The organism is Xanthomonas sp. BRIP62415, from assembly GCF_003993515.1.
GTDB classification, from domain to species: domain Bacteria; phylum Pseudomonadota; class Gammaproteobacteria; order Xanthomonadales; family Xanthomonadaceae; genus Xanthomonas; species Xanthomonas euroxanthea.
In genome coordinates this window covers 74,404-95,125 of sequence record NZ_QEZH01000025.1, presented here as the reverse complement: position 1 = coordinate 95,125, position 20,722 = coordinate 74,404, and the positions used below count along the sequence as shown (strand labels likewise).

Sequence of the window (20,722 nt, the reverse complement as noted above, 5' to 3'; positions counted from 1 at the left end):
GAAACATGCCACGCATGCCGGAGGAGTGGTGCGCGGAGGGAACGAACGCCATGCAGCGTGTGCCAATGAACTCGCCGCCGATCATGGCAGCCGGCTGACCGTGGGAGCATCGTGGGTGCCCGGCCGTGGACGTCAGCGCTCGATGCGATGCGTTTGTGGCATTGCCCTGTAGGTCGCATCCAGGCGTCGCGCTTGTTGCGCCAACTGGTCCGTGTTGCCTTCGTTGCTGACGATGTCATCGGCAATCGCCAAGCGTTGTGCGCGGGATGCCTGCGCGGCAATCATCTGATCGGCAAGTGTTGCGGTAATCCCGTCGCGTTGCATCAGGCGAGCATGCTGAAGCGACACCGGCACATCGACCACAACAATGCGGTCCAGCCAGGCATAGGTCGCTCGTCCGCCCGCTTCGGTCAGCAGGGGAATGGCGACGACCGTGTAAGGGCCTACTGCTGCCAGCGCGGCGCGCTGCAGTTCTGCACGAATGGCCGGGTGGGTGATCGCTTCCAGCGCTTTCCGTTGGACTGGATCGGCGAAGACGATCTTGCGCAGCGCTTGGCGGTCCAGTGTTCCATCCGGTAACAGAATCTCGCGGCCGAACTGCTCGGTAATGGCGTCGAGAATGGGGCCAGGCGCGACGACCTGGCGCGCAACGAAATCCGCATCAATGACCGGCACGCCCAGCTTCTCAAATTCGGCGGCCAGGGCGCTCTTGCCGGAGGCGATGCCGCCGGTGAGGCCGACGATGAAGTCGCTCATCGCCGTAGCCCGGTCAACGCAGGCCTGCGAAGTGCAGGTAGCCGTCGACTATATCGCTGCCCCAGAAGAACACCACCCAGCCGGCGATGGCTAAGTACGGGCCGAACGGGATCGGGGTGGCGCGGTCGCGGCCCTTGGCCACCAGCCAGATCGAACCGAGGATGGCGCCGACCAGCGAGGAGATCAGGATGATCGGCAGGATGCCTTTCAACCCGCACCAGGCGCCAAGCGCGGCCAGCAGCTTGAAGTCGCCGTGGCCCATGCCTTCCTTGCCGGTGAGCTGCTTGAACAGCCACCACACCGTCCACAGCGAGACATAGCCCACCGCGGCGCCCAGCAGGGCGGGCTTGGCCGGCATGTAGAGGTTGTCCATCGAGCCGACAAGACCCAGCCACATCAGCGGCAAGGTCAGCTGGTCCGGCAGCAGCTTGTGGCGCAGGTCGATGCCCGACATCGCCACCAGGAAGCAGCTCAGCACGATCGCGCCAAAGCCCTGCCAGCCGAAACCGAAGCGCCAGACGCTGGCCACGCACAGGATCGAGGTCAGCAACTCCACCAGCGGGTACTGGATGGAGATCGGCTTGCCGCTATAGCGCGACTTGCCACGCAGCATCAGCCAGCTGAAGAGCGGGATGTTCTCCCACCACTTGAGCTTGTCGCCGGTGACCGGGTCGTGCGAGGGCTCGACCACGATCCCCGGCGGCGGCGGCTCATAGATGTCCGGCATCTCCAGGATCTCGCGCGCATCGCGCCGCCACTGCCACTCCATGCGCTTGGGCAAGCGCAGGATCACCACGTTCAGGAAGCTGCCGATCAGCAGTCCCAGTCCGGCCGCGGCGGGAAAGCCGAGACCGGGATGCTGGTCGAGAAATGCCATTACGTCTTAACCCACCACTGCGCCAAGTTTGAAGATCGGAAGATACATGCCGATGACCATGCCGCCTACGATAGTACCGATGAACACCATAATTAGTGGTTCAAGGAGACTGCTGAGCGCATCAACGGCATTGTTGACTTCCTGCTCGAAGTACTCGGCAACTTTGAACAACATCGTATCCAGTGCGCCTGCTTCTTCACCGATTGCGGTCATCTGGATCACCATATGGGGGAACAGGTTGACCTGCTTCATTGCCATGTTGACCGGATAGCCAACCGACACGTCGTCCCGCATGCGTAGCACGGCTTCTTCGTACACTTTGTTGCCGGTGGCGCCTGCTACGATGCCGAGTGCTTCAACTAGTGGAACGCCCGCTTTGAAAGTAACAGCAGTGGTTCTAGCAAAACGCGCAATGGAACTGTTGTGCATGATTTGACCAATAATCGGGAATTTCAAAATCAGTCGATCCATGCTGTGCTGCATACGGGGTGAGCGTTTATAAGCAAAGATTGATCCCGCGGCACAGCCTACTCCTGCGATAAGCATAATCCACCAGTAGCTAACCATGAAGCGCGATGCATTTACGATCATTTGTGTAAAAGCCGGCAGCTCAGCTCCAAAGCTCTTAAAAACTTCTTCAAACTGAGGTACGACGAAAATAAGAAGAATTGCGCTGACTATGATCGCTACCGCGACAACCATGGCGGGATAGAATAAAGCCTTTTTTATCTTCCCTTTTAGGGCCTCGATATTTTCTTTATAGCTAGCAACTGTATCTAAGACTGTTTCTAATACGCCCGCTCCTTCGCCCGCTCTTACAAGGTTGCGATAAAGTTCGTCGAATTGTACGGGGTGCTTGCTGATCGCTTCATGGAGTGAGGATCCGCCCTCAATGTCAGTTCGGATTCGACCAACCATCTGTTTCATTCTCGGGTTCTTATGTCCTCCGCCAATAATCTCTAATGAGCCAACAATTGGGACGCCCGACTTCATCATCGTGGCCATCTGGCGGCTGAAGAACGCAATATCCTTTGGCGTAATTTTTTTTCCGGCTGCACCAAAGAGCGGTTTGGGCTTGGCCTTCACGGAGGAGGGCATGATCCCTTGACGACGAAGTTCGGCTCGCAACATATTCACATTGCGAGCACTCTGTTCGCCTTTCATCTTAACACCGCGCTTGTCCGTCCCCTCCCAGAGGAACGACTGCATTTGGCTACCCCTGTCTGCCACTTGCTTTTTCATAGCGTGTCGTGCCGCTGACATTTGCTTTCCCCGTCGGCCACCCCAGGCCGTAATTCGGCAGATAGTAGCGGGTTTCACCGCGGTATACATCCCCTGGCTACGCCAAGTCTAGGCTGCCTTTTGACCAACTCTGGCGCATTAGCGGCGAAAAGTGACCTTCTGCGTCACACTGTTTGCTCAATCTCAATTGAGAGAGCTGCCTATTTACACCGCTAGGCGGTCTGGCATGATGAGCCATGTAGGGCTATACGGTGATGCGCGGAAATTGGCATGAAAGGTGCATATCGTAGGCCTGCAGGACCCTAAGGCTTCGGGAGGTTTAGCTAAATCAAGTCTGAGGGATTAATCTACTTAACTCTGGGGATGGAAATGAAAAAGCAGCAAGGTTTTACTCTTATTGAATTGATGATTGTTATTGCCATCATCGCGATCCTAGCCGCCATTGCTCTTCCGGCATATCAGGATTACACCATTCGAAGCAAAGTCAGCGAAACCATGATTGCTATGTCTGCAGCTAAGCTGGCGGTAGCTGAGACTGCCCAGTCTCAAGGTATTCTGGCAACTGCCGTTACTAACAACACCGCCGCTGGATACTCCGGGCAAACTACCGATAAGGTGGCAAGCGTGGTCATCGCCAATGGTGTGGTCACCGGTACTTCCAAGAACACTGGCGCAAAAGTTGAGCCGATCTTGAAGCTTACCCCCACGCAGGCTGATAAAGACTCGCCGATTACATGGGCTTGCAGCTACACCGCTGGTGAAGCTAAGCATGTCCCGGCAAGCTGCCGTACCGCTGGCTGATCTAATAAGTGAGTGGATTTTGATGGCAAGGCCCCGCTTTTTCGGGGCCTTGTCCTTATTTGACGGCAAGTTGATCGATTCCAACAGTACCGTTCTAGAGTTCTGTCAGCTTAGGGTACGCAAATTGGGGGTGTAAGATGAGTGCTGGAGTTTCTGTCAATCTCGTTGGCATAACAGGAATCGCCAGGCGCTTGGTCCAAGACGGTGTTCTAGAGGAGGCTGCTGCACGATCTGCAATGGATCAGGCGGGTAGTGCCAAAGTACCGTTGCCCCAATGGTTTTCTGAGAAAAAGTTGGTGACGGCTGCTCAGCTAGCTGCAGCCAACGCTGTCGAGTTCGGTATGCCGCTACTTGATGTGTCGGCGTTCGACGCCAGCCAGAATGCGGTCAAGCTAGTCAGTGAAGAGTTGCTTCAGAAATATCAGGTGCTGCCTTTGTTCAAGCGCGGCAACCGGTTGTTCGTGGGGGTGAGCAACCCGACTCAGACCAGGGCGCTGGACGATATCAAATTCCATACGAACCTGGTGGTCGAGCCTATCCTGGTCGACGAGGACCAGATTCGTCGCACCTTGGAGCAGTGGCAGGCCAGCAATGCGTCGCTTGGCTCATCGCTCGGTGACGACGATGACGACATGGGGGATTTGGACGTGTCGGCCGGGGACGAGGACATGGGCGCCGGCGGGGATTCCGGGGTCGATGCCAAGGGCGACGACACGCCGGTGGTGAAGTTCGTCAACAAGGTGCTGGTGGATGCGATCCGGCGGGGAGCCTCCGACATCCACTTCGAGCCCTATGAAGACGACTACCGGGTGCGGCTGCGGATCGACGGTTTGCTGAAGAACGTGGCCAAGGCACCGGTAAAGCTGAACCAGCGCATCGCCGCGCGTCTGAAGGTGATGTCGCAGCTGGATATCGCCGAGAAGCGGGTGCCGCAGGACGGGCGCATCAAGCTCAACCTGTCCAAGACCAAGCAAATCGACTTCCGCGTGAGCACCTTGCCGACCTTGTTCGGGGAGAAGGTGGTGCTGCGTATCCTGGACGGCAGCGCGGCCAAGCTGGGTATCGAGAAGCTGGGCTACGAGGCGGACCAGCAGAAGCTGTTCCTGGAGGCGATCCACAAACCCTACGGCATGGTGCTGGTGACCGGGCCGACCGGTTCGGGCAAGACGGTGTCCCTGTACACGGCGCTGGGCATCCTCAACGACGAGACGCGCAACATCTCCACTGCCGAGGATCCGGTCGAAATCCGTTTGCCTGGCGTCAACCAGGTGCAGCAGAACAACAAGCGCGGCATGACGTTTGCGGCGGCGCTGCGTTCGTTTCTGCGCCAGGATCCGGACATCATCATGGTCGGCGAAATCCGCGACCTGGAAACGGCCGAGATTGCGATCAAGGCCGCGCAGACCGGTCACATGGTGCTGTCGACGCTGCACACCAACGATGCGCCGCAGACCATCGCGCGTTTGATGAACATGGGCATTGCGCCGTACAACATCACATCATCGGTGACTTTGGTGATTGCGCAGCGTCTGGCGCGGCGGTTGTGCAACAGCTGCAAGCGCAAGTCGACCTTGCCCGAGCATGCGTTGCTGGCAGAAGGGTTCACTGCAGAGCAGCTCGCTGCCGGTATCGAGCTGTATGAGGCAGTCGGTTGCGACGAGTGCACCGAAGGCTACAAGGGCCGTACCGGTATCTACCAGGTGATGCCGATGACCGACGAGATTGGCGCGATCGTGCTGGAAGGCGGCAACGCGATGCAGATCGCCGAGGCGGCGCAGAAGATCGGCATCCGCGACCTGCGCCAGTCTGCGCTGGTCAAGGCCGCGCACGGGGTGACCAGCCTGGCCGAGATCAATCGCGTAACCAAGGACTGAGGGCCGGGAATCGGGAATCGGGATTGGGGAATCGGAGAAGCTGGTTACAGCGGTAATCCTTTTCCCCCCAAGCTTTTGCTCGACGGTTTTGAGACTGGGCAAAGTTGCGAAGGCCAAAAAAACGGCGCTTCCTCGTAAGAGGAGCGCCGTTTTTTATTGTAAGAACAGCATCAGGCCATGAATGCCGTCTTCAATGCTCAAGAAGACATAGAGGTCAGAACGAAGCATTCAGGACGAGCGAACGCAGCGAACTCGCTTTTACGATTCCCCAATCCCGATTCCCCATTCCCGGCCCTTCTACTCCATCCCCAACTTCTTCAACTTGTACCGCAAGGCCCGAAACGTGATGCCCAGCTGCGCGGCGGTCTTGGTCTTGTTCCAGCGGTTTTCTTCCAGCGCTTTCTGGATCGCGGCGCGTTCCAGTTGCTCGATGTAGGAGGGCAGGGCGGCCGAGGCGGGGTCGATGTCGACCACGGCTTCGCGCGGTTCGACGGCGGCGCTGCCGGGGGTGGCGGCCAGGCGGTGGCCGCCGTGGGCGGGCAGGCGCAGGTCGGTGGCGCTGATCTGGTCGTCTTCGGCCAGGGCCAGGGCGCGTTCCAGGATGTTTTCCAGCTCGCGGACATTGCCCGGGAAGCCGTACTGGTCCAGCGCATCGAGCGCGGATTGGGTCAGCAGCGGAATCGGGCGGCCGTGGCTGTGCGCCAGGCGCGCGATGATCGCCGCGGCCAGCTGCGGCAGGTCGCCGCCGCGTTCGCGCAACGGCGGCACGCGCAGTTCGATCACGTTGATGCGGTAGTACAGGTCGTGGCGGAAGCGGCCGTCCGAGACCAGGTCGCCCAGGTTCTTGTGGGTTGCCGAGAGGATGCGCACGTCCACCAGCGACTCGCTGGAGGCGCCGACCGGGCGCACCGATTTTTCCTGGATCGCGCGCAGCAGCTTGACCTGCATCTGCAGCGGCAGTTCGGCCACTTCGTCCAGGAACAGCGTGCCGCCATGCGCGGCCTGGAACAGGCCGGGCTTGTCGGCATGCGCGCCGGTGAAGCTGCCTTTCTTGTGGCCGAAGAACTCGCTTTCCATCAGTTCGGCGGGGATGGCGCCGCAGTTGACCGGCACGAACGGGCCGGCCGCACGGGCGCCCTGTTCGTGGATGGTGCGGGCGACCAGCTCCTTGCCCACGCCCGATTCGCCGACGATATAGACCGGCGCCTGGCTACGCGCCACCTTGCCGATGGTGGCGCGCAGGCTTTCCATCGCGCTGGAATCGCCGAGCAGGCGGCTGGCCTGTTCCGGCGGCGGCGCCGGCGGAGCGGGGCGGTCGCGGTTGTTCAATTCCAGTGCGTGCTTGACCAGGCCGCGCAGCACGCTGATGTCCACCGGCTTGCTGACGAAGTCGAAGGCACCGGCCTTCAAGGCCTCCACCGCCAGGTCCATGCTGCCGAACGCGGTGATCATCGCCACCGGGGTCTGCGGATAGTGTTTGGCGATTTCGGTGACCAGTTCGATGCCGTTGCCGTCGGGCAAACGCATGTCGGTCAGGCACAGGTCGTAGGGATTGTTGGCCAGCAGCTCGCGCGCTTCGGCCAGGTTGGCGGCGGTGCTGATGCGCAGGCCCATCCGGCCCAGGGTGAGAACAAGCAGTTCGCGAATGTCACGCTCGTCATCGACAACCAGGGCACTTTTCGGTTCGTTCATGTGGCGCACGATAGCCCAGGGCGATGACAGTCGACAATTGCCGGCCGAGTGCGGGCCTAACGATTCACATGATCAAACAACGGGCGCGGCGGGACGCACGAAGCGTAGCGGCTGGCCGCAGATACACGAACGCAGCGCCGTTGCAGGCAGATGCGCCATGGGCATGCTGCAGGCGTGACGCAACGATCCCGCTCATTTCCCGAGCAGGCTGTTGGGCCCTTGCAACAGGATCCGGAAACAGGCGCCGCCACCCGGCACCGACACATAGTCCAGTTGCGCCTGGTTGGCGCGGCACAGCTCCTGGGCGATGTACAGGCCGAGCCCGGTACCGTGCTCGGAGGTGGTGTAGAACGGGCGGAACAGTTGTGCGGCCACCGTCTCCGGGATGCCCGGGCCGCGGTCGATGACATCGATCACCGCCATGCGTTCCAGGCGTTCGACGCGCAGCTTCACCCGCGCCGGCTCGTCCATCACCCGGCCGTACTTGAGCGCGTTGTGGACCAGGGCGGTCAGGATCTGGTGCAGGTGCTTGGGGTCGACCAGGGCATGCACGGACGCGCCTTGAATGCTCGCTTCCAGGATGTCGGTTTCCATCGACAGGGTCTGCCGGTACTCGATCACGAAGCGGCGCACGAACGCGGCCAGGTCCAGGTTGTCCGGGTTGGCGCGTTCGCGGCGGGCCAGCGCAAGCACGCTTTCGACGATGCCATTGGTGCGCTGGCATTGCTGGTGGATGATCTGCAGCAGGCGGCGGTCGGCATCGCCGATGTCCGGGGATTCTTCCAGCAATTGCGAGGCGTAGCTGATCGCCGCCAGCGGGTTGCGGATCTCGTGCGCCAGGCTGGCCGAAAAGCGTCCCATCGCCGACAGGGTGAGCGATTCGGCGCGCCGCGACACCACGCTGGCATCGTCCAGGAACACCAGCACCAGGTCGCTGTCGGCGAGCAGGCGCACAAAGCGCGGCTGGACTTCCGGGCGGTCGGCGCCCAGTTGCAGCGGGGCTTCCTCCTGGCGCCAGCCGCTGCGCCAGCGCTGCAGGCGGCGCGCCAGCTCCGGGGTAAGCGCGGCCAGCGACAGGTCGACCGGGGCGTTGCGCTGGTCGCCATCGCCGAGCAGCGCCAGCGCCGCCTCGTTGGCCAGGGTGATGCGGTTGTGCGTATCGACCACCAGCACGCCGGTGCGCATGCGGCGGATGATCAGCTCGTTGATCTCGTAGAGATTGGCGACCTGCGCACCGCGCTCCTCGGCCAGCACCTGATTGCGGCGCGCCCGCGAGGCGATCTGTTCGCAGATGAAGGCCACTGCGACATAGCTGGTGGCGAACATCGCCAGTTCGGCGATCGGGCGGGTGGCGCCGCCGCCTTCCAGCACGGTCCACAGGTACTCCAGCACGGTGGCGGCGCTGGCGAGCACGGCAATGCTCATGCCATAGCGCAGGCGCAGCAGGATCGAGGCGGCGGCGACATTGAACAGCAGCATCATCGCGATGCCGGCGCTGGCGCCGGGCAGCGCATGCGTGGCCAGGGTCGCGGCGAGGATGTCGGCGATCACCGCGCACAGCACGGTGGCGGTCAGGCGGCGCTCGTTGCGGCCGCGGAACAGCAGCGGGATGGCCATCGCCAGGTAGCCGATCGCCACGCCGGCCGCCAGGCGCGGGTAGCGGGGCTCGGGGATCGCGTCGGACAGGGGGCTGAACACCAGTGCGGCGATCAGCCCGGCCACCAGCACCCGGTACAGCGAAAAGAAGTACAGCTCGCGCTGTGGCGCGGACTGGATCCGGTCGATAAGCGATGGGCTGGATGGCAAACCGATTCCCCGCGGGCGCAAGCCGCGAGTATAGGCAGGTGCGCGGCCCACGCAGCGCTTGCGCACAGTGCCGGGCTGGACGCAAGCGCCGCCAGCGGCGGGGCACTCGGGCCGACTTTTGCGCCGCACGGCGTGGTCGGCCACAATAGGCGGCCCGTTCGCGTCTCTTGACGTGCCGCCCTGGCGGTCTGCGTTGCACGCAGCGGTCGTTTCCTTTTCCCACGGTGACGCATGAATTTCCACGAATACCAGTCAAAACAGCTGCTTGCCGAGTACGGCATCCCCGTTCCGGCCGGCAAGGTCGCGGCGACCCCGGACGAAGCGGTTGAAGTCGCCAATTCCCTGGGCAAGGGCCCCTGGATGGTGAAGGCGCAGATCCACGCGGGCGGTCGCGGTAAGGCTGGCGGCGTCAAGTTCTGCAAGACCACCGACGACGTGAAGGCCGCAGCGGCCAAGATGCTCGGCACCAAGATGTCCACCTACCAGACCGCCGGCGTCGAGCTGCCGATCAACCTGGTGCTGGTGACCACCGCCGGCGAGATCGTCAAGGAGCTGTACCTGTCGATCCTGGTCGACCGCGGCACCAAGACCATCACCTACATCGCCTCCAGCGAGGGTGGCGTGGAGATCGAGCAGGTCGCTGCCGAGACGCCGGAGCTGATCCACTCGCTCAATGTCGATTTCGTCGAAGGCGTGCAGGGCTACCACGGCCGCGATTTCGGCTTCAAGCTCGGCCTGACCGCCAAGCAGGCCGGCCAGTTCGCCAGCATCATGGTGAACCTGTATCGCCTGTTCAACGAAAAGGACCTGGCGCTGGTTGAAATCAACCCGCTGGCCATCCTGGACGACGGCAACCTGTACGCGCTGGACGGCAAGTTCGACAGCGACGACAACGCCGCGTTCCGTCAGAAGCAGCTGGTCGCCATGCGCGACAAGACGCAGGAAGACGAGACCGAAGTGACTGCGTCGGAGCTGGACATCAACTACGTCACCATGGACGGCAACATCGGTTGCATGGTCAACGGCGCCGGCCTGGCCATGGCCACCATGGACGTGATCAAGCTCAACGGCGGCGAGCCGGCGAACTTCCTGGACGTGGGCGGCGGCGCCAACAAGCAGCGCGTCATCGAGGCATTCAAGCTGATCCTGTCCTCGGACAAGGTCGAAGGCATCTTCGTCAACATCTTCGGCGGCATCGTCCGCTGCGACATGATTGCCGAGGGCATCATCGCGGCGGTCAAGGAAGTGGGCGTCAAGGTTCCGGTCGTGGTGCGCCTGGAAGGCACCAACGTGGAAGAAGGCAAGCAGCTGCTGCGCGACAGCGGCATGGCCATCATCCCGGCCGACAACATCAACGACGGTGCCAAGAAGGTCGTCGAAGCTGTCAAGAACGCCGCCTGATTCACGACACCGAAGGAACTATCCATGTCCGTTTTGATTAACAAGAACACCAAGGTGATCGTGCAGGGCTTCACCGGCCAGCAGGGCACCTTCCACGCCACTCAGATGATCGAGTACGGCACCCAGGTCGTCGGCGGCGTGACGCCGGGCAAGGGCGGCACCACGCATATCGACCTGCCGGTGTTCAACACCGTGGCCGACGCCGTCAAGGCCACCGGCGCAGACGCGTCGGTGATCTACGTGCCGCCGCCGTACGCGGCCGATGCGATCCTGGAAGCGGCTGCGGCCGGCATCAAGGTCATCGTCTGCATCACCGAAGGCATCCCGGTACTGGACATGCTGCGCGTCAAGAACGTGCTGACCCGCTCGCATCCGGACACCGTGCTGATCGGGCCGAACTGCCCTGGCGTGATCACCCCGGGCGAGTGCAAGATCGGCATCATGCCGGGCCACATCCACAAGCCGGGCAAGATCGGCATCGTGTCGCGTTCGGGCACGCTGACCTATGAAGCGGTCAAGCAGACCACCGAAGTGGGCCTGGGCCAGAGCACCTGCATCGGTATCGGTGGTGATCCGATCAACGGCCTGAACTTCGTCGACTGCCTCAAGCTGTTCAACGAAGACCCGCAGACCGAAGGCATCATCATGGTCGGCGAAATCGGTGGCGACGCCGAGGAAGCTGGCGCCGAGTACATCAAGCAGTTCGTGAAGAAGCCGGTCGTCGGCTTCATCGCCGGTGCCTCGGCTCCGGCCGGCAAGCGCATGGGCCACGCCGGTGCGATCGCATCGGGCGGCAAGGGCACTGCCGAAGGCAAGTTCGCGGCGATGGAAGCCGCTGGCGTCAAGACCGTCCGTTCGCCGGGCGATCTGGGTGCGGCGATTGCTGCGCTGGTGAAGTAAGCACGCCGCGCGCGCAAGCGTGTGAGCGTCAGAGAGGCCGCCTTCGGGCGGCCTTTTTTGTGGGCGTTTGGAACATCCCCTCATCCGCCCTTCGGGCACCTTCTTCCGCAGGCGGGAGAAGGGAGCAACAGCAAGAGCAACAGCAAGAGCAGGAGCAACAGCAAGAGCAAGAGCAAGAGCAAGAGCAGGAGCAAGAGCAGGAGCAAGAGCAAGAGCAAGAGCAAGAGCAAGAGCAGGAGCAGGAGCAAGAGCAAGAGCAGGAGCAAGAGCAAGAGCAAGAGCAAGAGCAAGAGCAAGAGCAAGAGCAAGAGCAAGAGCAAGAGCAAGAGCAAGAGCAAGAGCCCGGTCATGTTCTCAAGCACGCCAGGTTTGTCGTTCTCCGGCAAATCGACGGAGCACACCGCGGTCAGGCAACTGCCGCTGCCCAAGCCCCCGCCGGCAGCGACATCCCCTCTCCCGCCTGCGGGAGAGGGGTAGGGGTGAGGGCGCTTCCCGCGCGGCGATCTCCCACGCCAAAGTGCCATCGACACCGATGGCGCCACCCGGGCGGAACCGGTCACCGTGGCCATCCTCCTGCCGAGAATGTCGATGCGCCACGCCGCCAAGACCGGATTCGCCAAGCGCCTGCGTCGTGAGATGACCGCCGCCGAGCGCGCGCTTTGGTATCGGTTGCGAGATCGGCGTCTGCTCGGCTTCAAATTCCGGCGTCAGGTCCCCATCGGGCCCTACATCGTCGATTTCGTCTGCCTCGCCCGGGCGTTGATCGTCGAAATCGACGGTAGCCGCCGGGTGCGGATGCCACGCGCGATGCTTTCCTGCGCCGCGAGGGCTTCCAGGTGCTGCGCTTCTGGAATAATGCGGTGCTGGCGAGTGGCGACGACGTCTGCGAGATGATCGCGCGAGGTCTGCTTGCGGCTCGTTCTCCCTTTCCGCTTCCGTGCTTCGGAAAACACACGCACAAGGCCGTTGACATGTCCCAGACGCTCCGCATTGCCATGGCGCAGTTCGACTTTCCGGTCGGTGCCGTGGCGCGCAATACCGATCGCATCATCGACTTCATCGCGGCAGCGCGCGATGAGTTCGATGCGGACATCGTGCTGTTTCCCGAGCTGGCGATCAGCGGTTACCCGCCGGAAGATCTGCTGCTGCGGCCCGGTTTTCTGGCCCATTGCGAGGAAGCGCTGGCGCGCATCGCCGCCGGCACGCGCGGGGTCGTGGCGGTGGTCGGCTGGCCGCAGAGTGCAGGCAGCGTGGTCTACAACGCCGCCAGCGTGTTGCGCGACGGGCGCATCGAAGCGACGTACCGCAAGCGCGAGCTGCCCAATTACGCGGTATTCGACGAGCGCCGCTATTTCGACGTGGACCCGGATGGCGATAACTGCGTGGTCACCGTCAAGGGCGTGCAGGTGGGCGTGGTGATCTGCGAGGACCTGTGGTTTGTCGAGCCGTTGGCCAGGACCGTGCAGGCCGGCGCCGAGCTGGTGCTGGTGCCCAACGCCTCGCCCTACGAGCGCGGCAAGCATGCGCAGCGCGATGCCTTGCTGGCCGAGCGCACCCGCGAGAGCGGGGCGGCGATTGCCTATCTCAACGTGGTCGGTGGGCAGGATGCGCTGGTGTTCGACGGCGCCTCGGTGGTGGCCGATGGCGACGGCACCGTGCATCCGGCCGCAGCCGCGTTCGTCGATCAGTGGCTGGTGGTGGACTACGCCGCCGGCGAGCGCAGCTTCACCCCGGTGGTGTGGGTGGACGACGGCGATGAAAGCATGGATGCGCTGGCCTGGCGCGCCGTGGTGCGCGGGCTGCAGGACTATTGCCGCAAGAACGGCTTCAGCAAGGTCTGGCTGGGCCTGTCCGGCGGCATCGATTCGGCGCTGGTGCTGGCGATGGCGGTCGACGCGCTGGGCGGCGACAACGTTACCGCGGTGCGGCTGCCGTCGCGCTACACGGCCAATCTGTCCAACGACCTGGCCGACGAGCAATGCCGCGCGCTGGGCGTCAAGCTGGAAACCATCGCGATCGAGCCGGCGTTCGAAGGGCTGCTCGCCGCGCTGGGGCCGATGTTCGAAGGCACCCAGCCGGACATCACCGAAGAGAACCTGCAGTCGCGCAGCCGCGGGGTGATCCTGATGGCGCTGTCCAACAAGTTCGGCGGGCTGTTGCTGACCACCGGCAACAAGAGCGAATACGCGGTGGGGTACGCCACCATCTACGGCGACATGTGCGGCGGCTACGCCCCGCTCAAGGACCTGTACAAGACCGAAGTGTTCGGCCTGGCCAAGTGGCGCAATACCGTGGGCGGAGCGCCGGTGATTCCGCCGGCGGTGATTTCGCGCCCGCCCTCGGCCGAGTTGCGCGACAACCAGACCGACCAGGATTCGCTGCCGCCCTACGATGTGCTGGACGGGATCCTGTATCGCTACGTCGACCAAGAGCAGTCGCGCGACGACATCGTCGCGGCCGGCTACGCCGCCGATACGGTGGAACACGTGCTGCGGCTGGTGCGGCTCAACGAATGGAAGCGCCACCAGGCCGCGCCCGGGCCGAAGGTGTCGCGACGCGCGTTCGGCCGCGAGCGGCGTTACCCGATCACCAATGGGTATTCAGGGCAATAGCCCGAACGGCTATTCCGGCCGGTAGCCCGGTGCGCCAGCCACCGCTGCGGCGGCCGGCGCCTGGGCGAAGCGGGTGAGCAGGTCCAGGGTCGGCTTGGGCCGCGTCAGGTCGTACATCAGGCCGAAATGGCCTTCGGCGCCCTCGATGCTGGTCTGGTCCAGCAATTCGTAGACGTTCACCTCGGACACCACGTCGGCGTAGTTGTCGCGCACGTTGCGCAGCAGCTGCGCCAGGCTGTCGTAGCAGCCGCGGTCGCCTTCCGCACCGCCGGTGGTGTTGCCGGTGTAGATCTCCGCACAGTTCAGCTCGTTGAAGAACACCGGCGTCTTGTAGGTCTGCGCCGCCGTGCGTAGCTGGCCCAGGTACAACGCGCTCCAGTAGCCGGCGTCCTGGTGGAAGGCGTAGTAGTGGAAGCTGATGTGGTCGAAGTTGAAGCCGGCCGCCTTGGCCTTGGCCAGGAACCACAGCGAGCCATTGCGGTCACCCGGGCAGCGTGCGTTGGCGCTGCGGTCGTCGCTGTTGCAGGCGGTGATGTTGATGGTGAAGCGCAGGCCGGCGCCCAGTTCGTTGGAAGCCTGGCGCATGCCCAGGTACATCGTGGTCATCGCCGCGATGCGGGCATCGGCCTCGGCGCGCACCAGATCCTGTTCGTTGCCGATCTCCCAGACCTTGATGTCGGCCGCATAGCGACGCGCCAGCTGGTAACCGATCTCGCGCGACATCGGGTACACCATCGGGCGCAGCGTGATGCCGTACTTGCGCGCCAGCGGGACCAGCGCATCCAGCGTGGCGTAATCGCGCGGGTCCACATCGAAGCGGTAGCTGCGCAGATTGCGCGCGGCCAGCAGCTTGAAGCGGGCCTCGGCCTGGGCGATCGGGTAGGCGGAGCGGCTGTCGTGGGCGTTGACGCCGTAGACGATGGGAGCCGCGCTGGCGGTGGTGGTCATTGCCGCCAGCAGCAGGCCAAGCATGAACGGGACGATGCAGCGGGACATGCGGCCTCCTGGCGGGCGTCAGCGGGAATGATCTTGCCGAGGCCGAGTATAGGCAGCGCGCAGGCGCGGTTCGGTGACCTGGTGCCAGGTCCGGCGAGGTGAACGCAACTGCGGCAGGCAAGCGCGCTCGGCGGTGCGAGGACGCGTGGCGTGCAGGCGTGCACGTCCGTAGTGCGGGACGATCGATCTGTCGCTTGATCGGGCCTGGCTGTCGTCAGGCACGGCAGGCGCCTGCAACACTCAGTCGCGCCGCTGCCACCGGCATTGCGGCAGCGGCATTGCCGCAATAAAAAAGGGGCCTTGCGGCCCCTTCTCATCACACCGGCGGCTGATCGCTCAGTCGCGGCTCATCTGTGCATTGCGCTGACCGGTGGCGGCGGACTTCTCGCCGGCGAACGGGTTGAGCTTGCGGATGGCCCACGGGTACTTCGGCCAATTGCCGGTCAGCCACGGATGCTGCGGGCTGTTGAGCTCCAGCACGCGGCGAGCATCGGCGGCCAGGGTCTTGTTGCCCAGGTGGGTGTAGGCCTCGGCCAGCACCGCCACCGCGTCGTATTGGTAGGCGCTCTGCGGATAGGTTTCCAGCAGGTAGTTGGCGCGACCGGCCGCCGACACCCAGGCATTGCGACGCAGGTAGTACAGCGCGTTGTCCAGTTCGTGCTGGGCGAACACGTCGCGCAGCTCGATCATGCGCTTGCGCGCATCCGGCGCGTAGCGGCTGTTCGGGTAGCGGTCGGTCACGGTGTTGAAGTCGTTGTAGGCCTGCTGCGGCGAGGACAGGTCGCGGCGGCTCGGGTCCAGCGACCAGACGCGGCGCAGGAACACCGTGTCGCGGTTGCTGTTGGCCAGCCCGCGCAGGTAATACAGGTACGAGATGTTGCGATGGGTCGGGTAGGTCCGGATGAAGCGGTCGACGCTGGAGACGGTGTCGTCGTGCTTGCCGGCCTTGTACTGGGCGTAGGCGGTTTCGATCATCGCCTGCTCGGTGTACGGGCCATACGGGTACTGGGCGATCAGGCGCTTGTAGCTGGCTTCGGCGCCGGCCCAGTTGCCTTTCTCCATCAGGTCGTGGCCCTTGCCGTAGAGCTGCTCGACCGGCATGCCCTCGTCGGGATTCTTGTCCTTGGCGCCGCGGTGGCAGCCGGTGACGACGAACGCCATGACCAGCATGAGGGCAATCAGGCGCGCAGGCGCGGAAAACGTGGACCGTCGGATCATGGGTCTGGGCAGGACGCATCAGGAAAACGAGAGCGCGATGATAGCCTAGTGGCCTGTCCGGCGACTGACTCCCGCCGCCCGGACCCCCAAATTCCCGCTTTTGCCCGAGTGCCTGTGTCCATGTCCGACCCATCTGCCGACCCCCTCGACCCGTCCATCCGCCAGGCCATCGTGCCCGACAACGCCGCAGGACGCCGTTTCGACGCGGTGCTGGCCGAGCTGTTTCCCGAATTCTCGCGTTCGCGCCTGTCGGAGTGGATCAAGTCCGGCGATGCGCTGCTGAACGGGGAAATGGCGCGCCCGCGCGACACCTTGCGCGGCGGCGAGAGCGTGCAGGTGCAGGTGGTGCTGGAAACCCAGACCCATGCCGCGCCGCAGGACATCCCGCTGAGCGTGCTGTACGAAGACGACCAGGTGCTGGTGATCGACAAGCCGGCCGGGCTGGTGGTCCACCCGGGTGCCGGCAACCCGGACGGCACCCTGGTCAACGCCTTGCTGTTCCGCGACCCGGCGCTGGCGGCGGTGCCGCGCGCCGGCGTGGTGCACCGGCTGGACAAGGACACCAGCGGCGTGATGGTGGTGGCGCGCACCGTGCAGGCGCAGACCGCGCTGGTGGAACAGCTGTCCGCACGCGATGTGCACCGCCAGTACCTGGCGGTGGTGGTGGGCGCGCTGGTCTCCGGCGGCACCGCCAATGCGCCGATCGACCGCCATCCGCGCGATCGGCTGAAGATGGCGGTACGCGACGACGGCCGCGATGCGGTCACCCATTACCGCCTGCGCGAGCGCTTCCGCGCGCATACCGCGCTGGAATGCCGGCTGGAAACCGGGCGCACCCACCAGATCCGCGTGCACATGGCGCACCTGAAGTCGCCGATCGTCGGCGACCCGCTGTACGGCGGCGCGCTGAAGCTGCCCAAGGGCGCCAGCGACGAACTGGTGCACGAGCTGCGTACCTTCAAGCGCCAGGCATTGCATGCCGAAACCCTGGAGTTCCTGCACCCGGTCAGCGGCGAGCCGGTGCGCGCCAGCGCGCCGGTGCCGGCGGACCTGCAGCGGCTGATGACCGCGCTGCGCGAAGACAGCGCACGCGCCGCCGAGCTGGCACGCCGCTGAGATGGCCCCCGCCGCGCCCTTCGTGCTGCCGGCCGACTGGCCGGCGCCGCCGCGCATCCATGCGCTGACCACGCTGCGCTACGGCCTGGGCGGCTCGCTGGCGCCGTTCGACACGCTCAACCTCGGCAACCGCAACAGTGCCGAGGGCGACGTGCCGGAGCAGGTGGAACGCAACCGGGCGCTGCTGGTCGAGGCGCTGGCACTGCCCGGCACCCCGCAGTGGCTGCGTCAGGTGCATGGCGTGGAGGTGCTGCGCGTCGATGCGCCCGCGCCTGCGTCCGGCGAGCAGGTGGGCGCGGCCGGAACTGCCGCCCCACCTGCGCAGGAACCGGTTGCCGACGCAGCGGTGACCGCGGTGCCCGGCGTGGTGCTGGCGATCCTCACCGCCGACTGCCTGCCGGTCGTGCTCGCGGCCAGGGATGGCAGCGAAGTGGCCGCCGCGCATGCCGGCTGGCGCGGCCTGGCCGACGGCATGCTGGAGCGCAGCGTGGCGGCGATGCGCACGCCGCCACAGCAGGTGAGGGCCTGGCTGGGGCCGGCAGCGGGGCCGCAAGTGTATGAAATCGGCGAAGACGTGTTCAACGCCTTCGTCGCGCACGATGCGCAGGCACGCGCCGCGTTCGTCGCAACCCGCCCGGGGCATTGGCGGGTGGATCTGTATGCATTGGCGCGAAAGCGCCTGCAGCGTGCCGGTGTGCCGGCCAGCGCCATCCACGGCGGCGGGCTGTGCACCATTTCCGAGCCGCAACGCTTCTTCTCGCATCGTCGCGACCGTCGTAGCGGACGCATGGCCACGCTGGCCTGGATCGCGCCCTGAGCATGCCGTTGTTCGTGCTGGGGCCGGACGCGTTCGCGCAGCTGCCTGCGCCGGAGCAGCACGCGCGGTTTCTGGACTAGCGCCGTAGCCCGATGTGGGGCGCACATGGGCGCGATGGGTCTTACTGGTAATGCTTCGTCGCGCCCGGGTGCGCTCCTACGTAGCGTGGCGATTTTCACGACGGCTCGCTGATTCGCAGCGTCGGTCGGTCGCGCGTGCTGGATGGGATGGCAGACAGGTGTAGGAGCGCACCTGGGCGCGATGGGGCGTTACCGATAACGCCTCATCGCGCCCAGGTGCGCTCCTACGGTGATTCCGTGTTGGCGGCTTACGCGGCTGCGTTTCCGAAACTTGCGCGCACTGCTTTCGGGGTGCCGCCGTGCGCAGGCTGCAGGCGAAAGATCGACACCGCATCGGCCAACTCCCCGGCCTGTTCTTCCAGACTGCGCGCGGCGGCGGTGGCTTCTTCCACCAATGCGGCATTGCGCTGGGTGACTTCGTCCAGTTGCGCGACGGTGCGGTTGACCTGTTCGATGCCGCTGGATTGCTCGGCGCTGGCGGCGGTGATCTCGCTCATGATGTCGGTGACGTGTTTGACCGAGCCGACGATCTCGCGCATGGTCGCGCCGGCGCGGTGCACCAGGCCCGAGCCGAGTTCGACCTTGTCGGTGGAGTCGGCGATCAGCGTCTTGATCTCCTTGGCCGCATCGGCCGAGCGCCGCGCCAGGGCGCGCACCTCCGAGGCGACCACCGCGAAGCCGCGGCCCTGCTCGCCAGCGCGCGCGGCTTCCACCGCGGCGTTGAGCGCCAGGATATTGGTCTGGAAGGCGATGCCGTCGATGACGCCGATGATCTCGCCGATCTTGCGCGAGGCGGTGCTGATCTGGCCCATGGTGGACACCACAGCGTCCATCACCTGGCCGCCGTTCTGCGCCACTTCGCCGGTGCCCACCACCAGCCGGTTGGCCTGCAGCGCGCTGTCGGCGTTCTGCTTCACGGTGGAGGTGAGTTCCTCCATGGAGCTGGCGGTTTCTTCCAGATTGGCGGCCTGCTGCTCGGTGCGCTCGGACAGGTCGGTGTTGCCGGCGGCGATTTCCATCGCCGCGCGGCGGATCGTGTCCGATGCGATCTGGATACCGCCGATGATCTCGGTCAGCCGGGTCACGGTCTGGTTGGTGTCGTCGCGCAGGCGCGCAAAGATGCCGTGCGCATCGCCGTCCACGCGCTGAGTGAGGTCGCCGTCGGCCAGGGCACCGATCACGCGCGCCAACGCGGCCAGGTGGGTTTCCACCGAGTCGTAGATGCGGTTGATGCCCTGGGCCAGCGACAGCAGCACGCCGTCCATGCCGTCGATCTGCATGCGCCGGCTGAAATCCCCGGCCGCAGCGGCATCGATGATCTGGATCAGCGTCTGCTCGGCGTTGACCTGCGCGGTGACGTCCACCCACTGCGCGATGGTGCCCAGCCTGGCGCCGTCGGCGGCGATGATCGGGCTGTAGACGAAGTCGATCTGGCGGCCGAAGAACGGCGCGCGCACCGCCTTGGAGGCGGTCAATGCGCGCATGCGGTCGATCGCGGCCTGGCTGTCGGGATAGATGTCGCCGATGCTGCCGCCGACGAACCCTTCGGCATGGAAGCCGGGGCGGAAGCTCTGCACATCCGGCTCGATCAGCTTGAGCATCGTCAGCAGCTTGCGGTTGGCAAACAGCACCTGGCCATCGTCGTCGGCGATGCGGATCATGGTGTCCAGGTCGTCCAGCGCCTTGATCACGAACTGGCCGTGGCGCAGGCCCTGTTCCATCACATCCAGGCGGATGGCCAGCTTGTCCTGGGTCGCCTGCAGCGCATGCAGCAACGGCGCGAGCTCGCCGGCGGCGTTGCGCAGATCCAGGCGCTGGAAGTGCCCGTCACCGATGGCCGTCACCGTGCCGACGGCCTGTTCCAGTTGCGCGACGTTGCGGCGGCGCGACCACCACCACAGCCCCGCACTTGCCGCGCCCAGCACCAGCAGCGCCGGCAGCAGGCGCGTCAACCCGGCCCAGACGCCGCCGGGCAGCAGCGTGGCGGCGTAGAGCGTGAGCAGGGCCAGCAGCCCGATCTCTGCAGCGGCAGGCAGCCATGTGGCCCTGGTGAGACGCGTGAGGCTCCGGCCGGAAGGCGGGCGGGAGACGGCAGTGGCATCGAATGAGGGCGACATAGGCTGAGTCCAACGGAGTGATTCGGAGTGGGGAGCGCTGTCCTGCACTGCATGGGCTGCTATGGGGTATCGGCGGCCGAGCCCGAATCATGACGGCGTGAAATTACCGTTCGTCGGAATCTGTCGCCCGTACTCCTGAAAACCCCGATGTAGTTGATTTGGAAGCGGTTTCAGTGCCGCCCGGTACACCGCAGAGCGGTGAGGTGTAACTAGACACCTGCCTCCAAATTGTAAATTGCACGTGAAATATTGATGGCTGCCGTCAACACTTCGTAGACCCGGCCTCCACGCCATTTGATCGCGTGCCTGTGACCAAGACTGGCCGCAGCGCCACGCCACGAATACACATCAAGGCGCGGGAACCGGGAATGGAGAATAGGGAATCGAGAGTAGGGAATCGGGAATCGGGAATCGGAA

16 protein-coding genes and 1 pseudogene are annotated in these 20,722 nt (G+C 64.4%); 9 read left to right on the top strand and 8 right to left on the bottom strand.

The features are described 5' to 3' along the window. Positions 1-132: 132 nt before the first annotated feature. The 3 genes from coaE to EO141_RS11980 are packed head-to-tail and all read right to left on the bottom strand — an operon-like array spanning position 133 to position 2,896. Positions 133-756: a dephospho-CoA kinase gene (gene coaE, locus EO141_RS11990; protein ID WP_127169302.1), complete on the bottom strand. Its 624-nt coding sequence runs from the start codon at positions 754-756 to the stop codon at positions 133-135. A gap of 13 nt (positions 757-769) precedes the next feature. Then, the gene (locus EO141_RS11985) at positions 770-1,633 is read right to left on the bottom strand and encodes an A24 family peptidase (protein WP_127169301.1); all 864 of its coding nucleotides are present in this window, start codon (positions 1,631-1,633) and stop codon (positions 770-772) included. Positions 1,634-1,639: 6 nt separating this feature from the next. After that, positions 1,640-2,896, bottom strand: a complete 1,257-nt coding sequence (locus tag EO141_RS11980) for a type II secretion system F family protein (protein ID WP_126969773.1) — start codon at positions 2,894-2,896, stop codon at positions 1,640-1,642. A gap of 348 nt (positions 2,897-3,244) precedes the next feature. On the opposite strand from EO141_RS11980, the gene EO141_RS11975 reads away from it, so the two are divergent. Beyond that, positions 3,245-3,676, top strand: coding sequence for a pilin (locus EO141_RS11975; protein ID WP_043922199.1), 432 nt, complete (start codon positions 3,245-3,247; stop codon positions 3,674-3,676). Between the two features lie 137 nt (positions 3,677-3,813). After that, positions 3,814-5,550, top strand: a complete 1,737-nt coding sequence (pilB, locus tag EO141_RS11970; protein ID WP_127169300.1) for a type IV-A pilus assembly ATPase PilB — start codon at positions 3,814-3,816, stop codon at positions 5,548-5,550. Between the two features lie 297 nt (positions 5,551-5,847). On the opposite strand, the gene EO141_RS11965 is transcribed toward pilB, so the two are convergent. Continuing rightward, the gene (locus EO141_RS11965; RefSeq protein ID WP_164739181.1) at positions 5,848-7,242 is read right to left on the bottom strand and encodes a sigma-54 dependent transcriptional regulator; all 1,395 of its coding nucleotides are present in this window, start codon (positions 7,240-7,242) and stop codon (positions 5,848-5,850) included. A gap of 192 nt (positions 7,243-7,434) precedes the next feature. Beyond that, on the bottom strand, positions 7,435-9,048 hold the full coding sequence (locus EO141_RS11960; RefSeq protein WP_104544483.1) for a HAMP domain-containing sensor histidine kinase: 1,614 nt from the start codon (positions 9,046-9,048) through the stop codon (positions 7,435-7,437). 231 nt (positions 9,049-9,279) lie between these two features. Between EO141_RS11960 and sucC the strand changes: the two genes are divergently transcribed. The 5 genes and pseudogenes from sucC to EO141_RS11935 all read left to right on the top strand — a co-directional run bounded on the left by sucC (position 9,280) and on the right by EO141_RS11935 (position 13,961). Then, positions 9,280-10,449 (top strand): ADP-forming succinate--CoA ligase subunit beta, encoded by a 1,170-nt coding sequence (gene sucC, locus EO141_RS11955; protein ID WP_016901264.1) that lies wholly within the window; start codon positions 9,280-9,282, stop codon positions 10,447-10,449. 24 nt (positions 10,450-10,473) lie between these two features. Next, positions 10,474-11,349 (top strand): succinate--CoA ligase subunit alpha, encoded by an 876-nt coding sequence (sucD, locus tag EO141_RS11950; protein WP_047124757.1) that lies wholly within the window; start codon positions 10,474-10,476, stop codon positions 11,347-11,349. A gap of 21 nt (positions 11,350-11,370) precedes the next feature. Beyond that, the gene (locus EO141_RS21370) at positions 11,371-11,826 is read left to right on the top strand and encodes a hypothetical protein (protein WP_164739180.1); all 456 of its coding nucleotides are present in this window, start codon (positions 11,371-11,373) and stop codon (positions 11,824-11,826) included. Positions 11,827-11,937: 111 nt separating this feature from the next. After that, positions 11,938-12,287: pseudogene (locus tag EO141_RS11940) on the top strand (DUF559 domain-containing protein); the annotation flags it as partial. A gap of 33 nt (positions 12,288-12,320) precedes the next feature. Beyond that, positions 12,321-13,961 carry an NAD+ synthase gene (locus EO141_RS11935; RefSeq protein WP_127169339.1) on the top strand — a complete coding sequence of 547 codons (1,641 nt, stop codon included), beginning with the start codon at positions 12,321-12,323 and terminating at the stop codon, positions 13,959-13,961. A 9-nt stretch (positions 13,962-13,970) separates the two neighbouring features. Here the strand turns inward: EO141_RS11935 and EO141_RS11930 are convergent, their stop codons facing one another. Together EO141_RS11930 and EO141_RS11925 are read right to left on the bottom strand one after the other, a co-directional pair. Beyond that, positions 13,971-14,957 (bottom strand): hypothetical protein, encoded by a 987-nt coding sequence (locus tag EO141_RS11930; protein ID WP_126946713.1) that lies wholly within the window; start codon positions 14,955-14,957, stop codon positions 13,971-13,973. A 336-nt stretch (positions 14,958-15,293) separates the two neighbouring features. Next, positions 15,294-16,175, bottom strand: coding sequence for an outer membrane protein assembly factor BamD (locus tag EO141_RS11925; RefSeq protein ID WP_104583641.1), 882 nt, complete (start codon positions 16,173-16,175; stop codon positions 15,294-15,296). A gap of 120 nt (positions 16,176-16,295) precedes the next feature. Between EO141_RS11925 and rluD the strand changes: the two genes are divergently transcribed. Next, the gene (gene rluD, locus EO141_RS11920) at positions 16,296-17,291 is read left to right on the top strand and encodes a 23S rRNA pseudouridine(1911/1915/1917) synthase RluD (protein ID WP_119131080.1); all 996 of its coding nucleotides are present in this window, start codon (positions 16,296-16,298) and stop codon (positions 17,289-17,291) included. A 1-nt stretch (position 17,292) separates the two neighbouring features. After that, positions 17,293-18,108: a peptidoglycan editing factor PgeF gene (pgeF, locus tag EO141_RS11915; RefSeq protein ID WP_127169298.1), complete on the top strand. Its 816-nt coding sequence runs from the start codon at positions 17,293-17,295 to the stop codon at positions 18,106-18,108. A 328-nt stretch (positions 18,109-18,436) separates the two neighbouring features. On the opposite strand, the gene EO141_RS11905 is transcribed toward pgeF, so the two are convergent. Further along, on the bottom strand, positions 18,437-20,305 hold the full coding sequence (locus tag EO141_RS11905; protein WP_127169297.1) for a methyl-accepting chemotaxis protein: 1,869 nt from the start codon (positions 20,303-20,305) through the stop codon (positions 18,437-18,439). Positions 20,306-20,722: the final 417 nt, after the last annotated feature.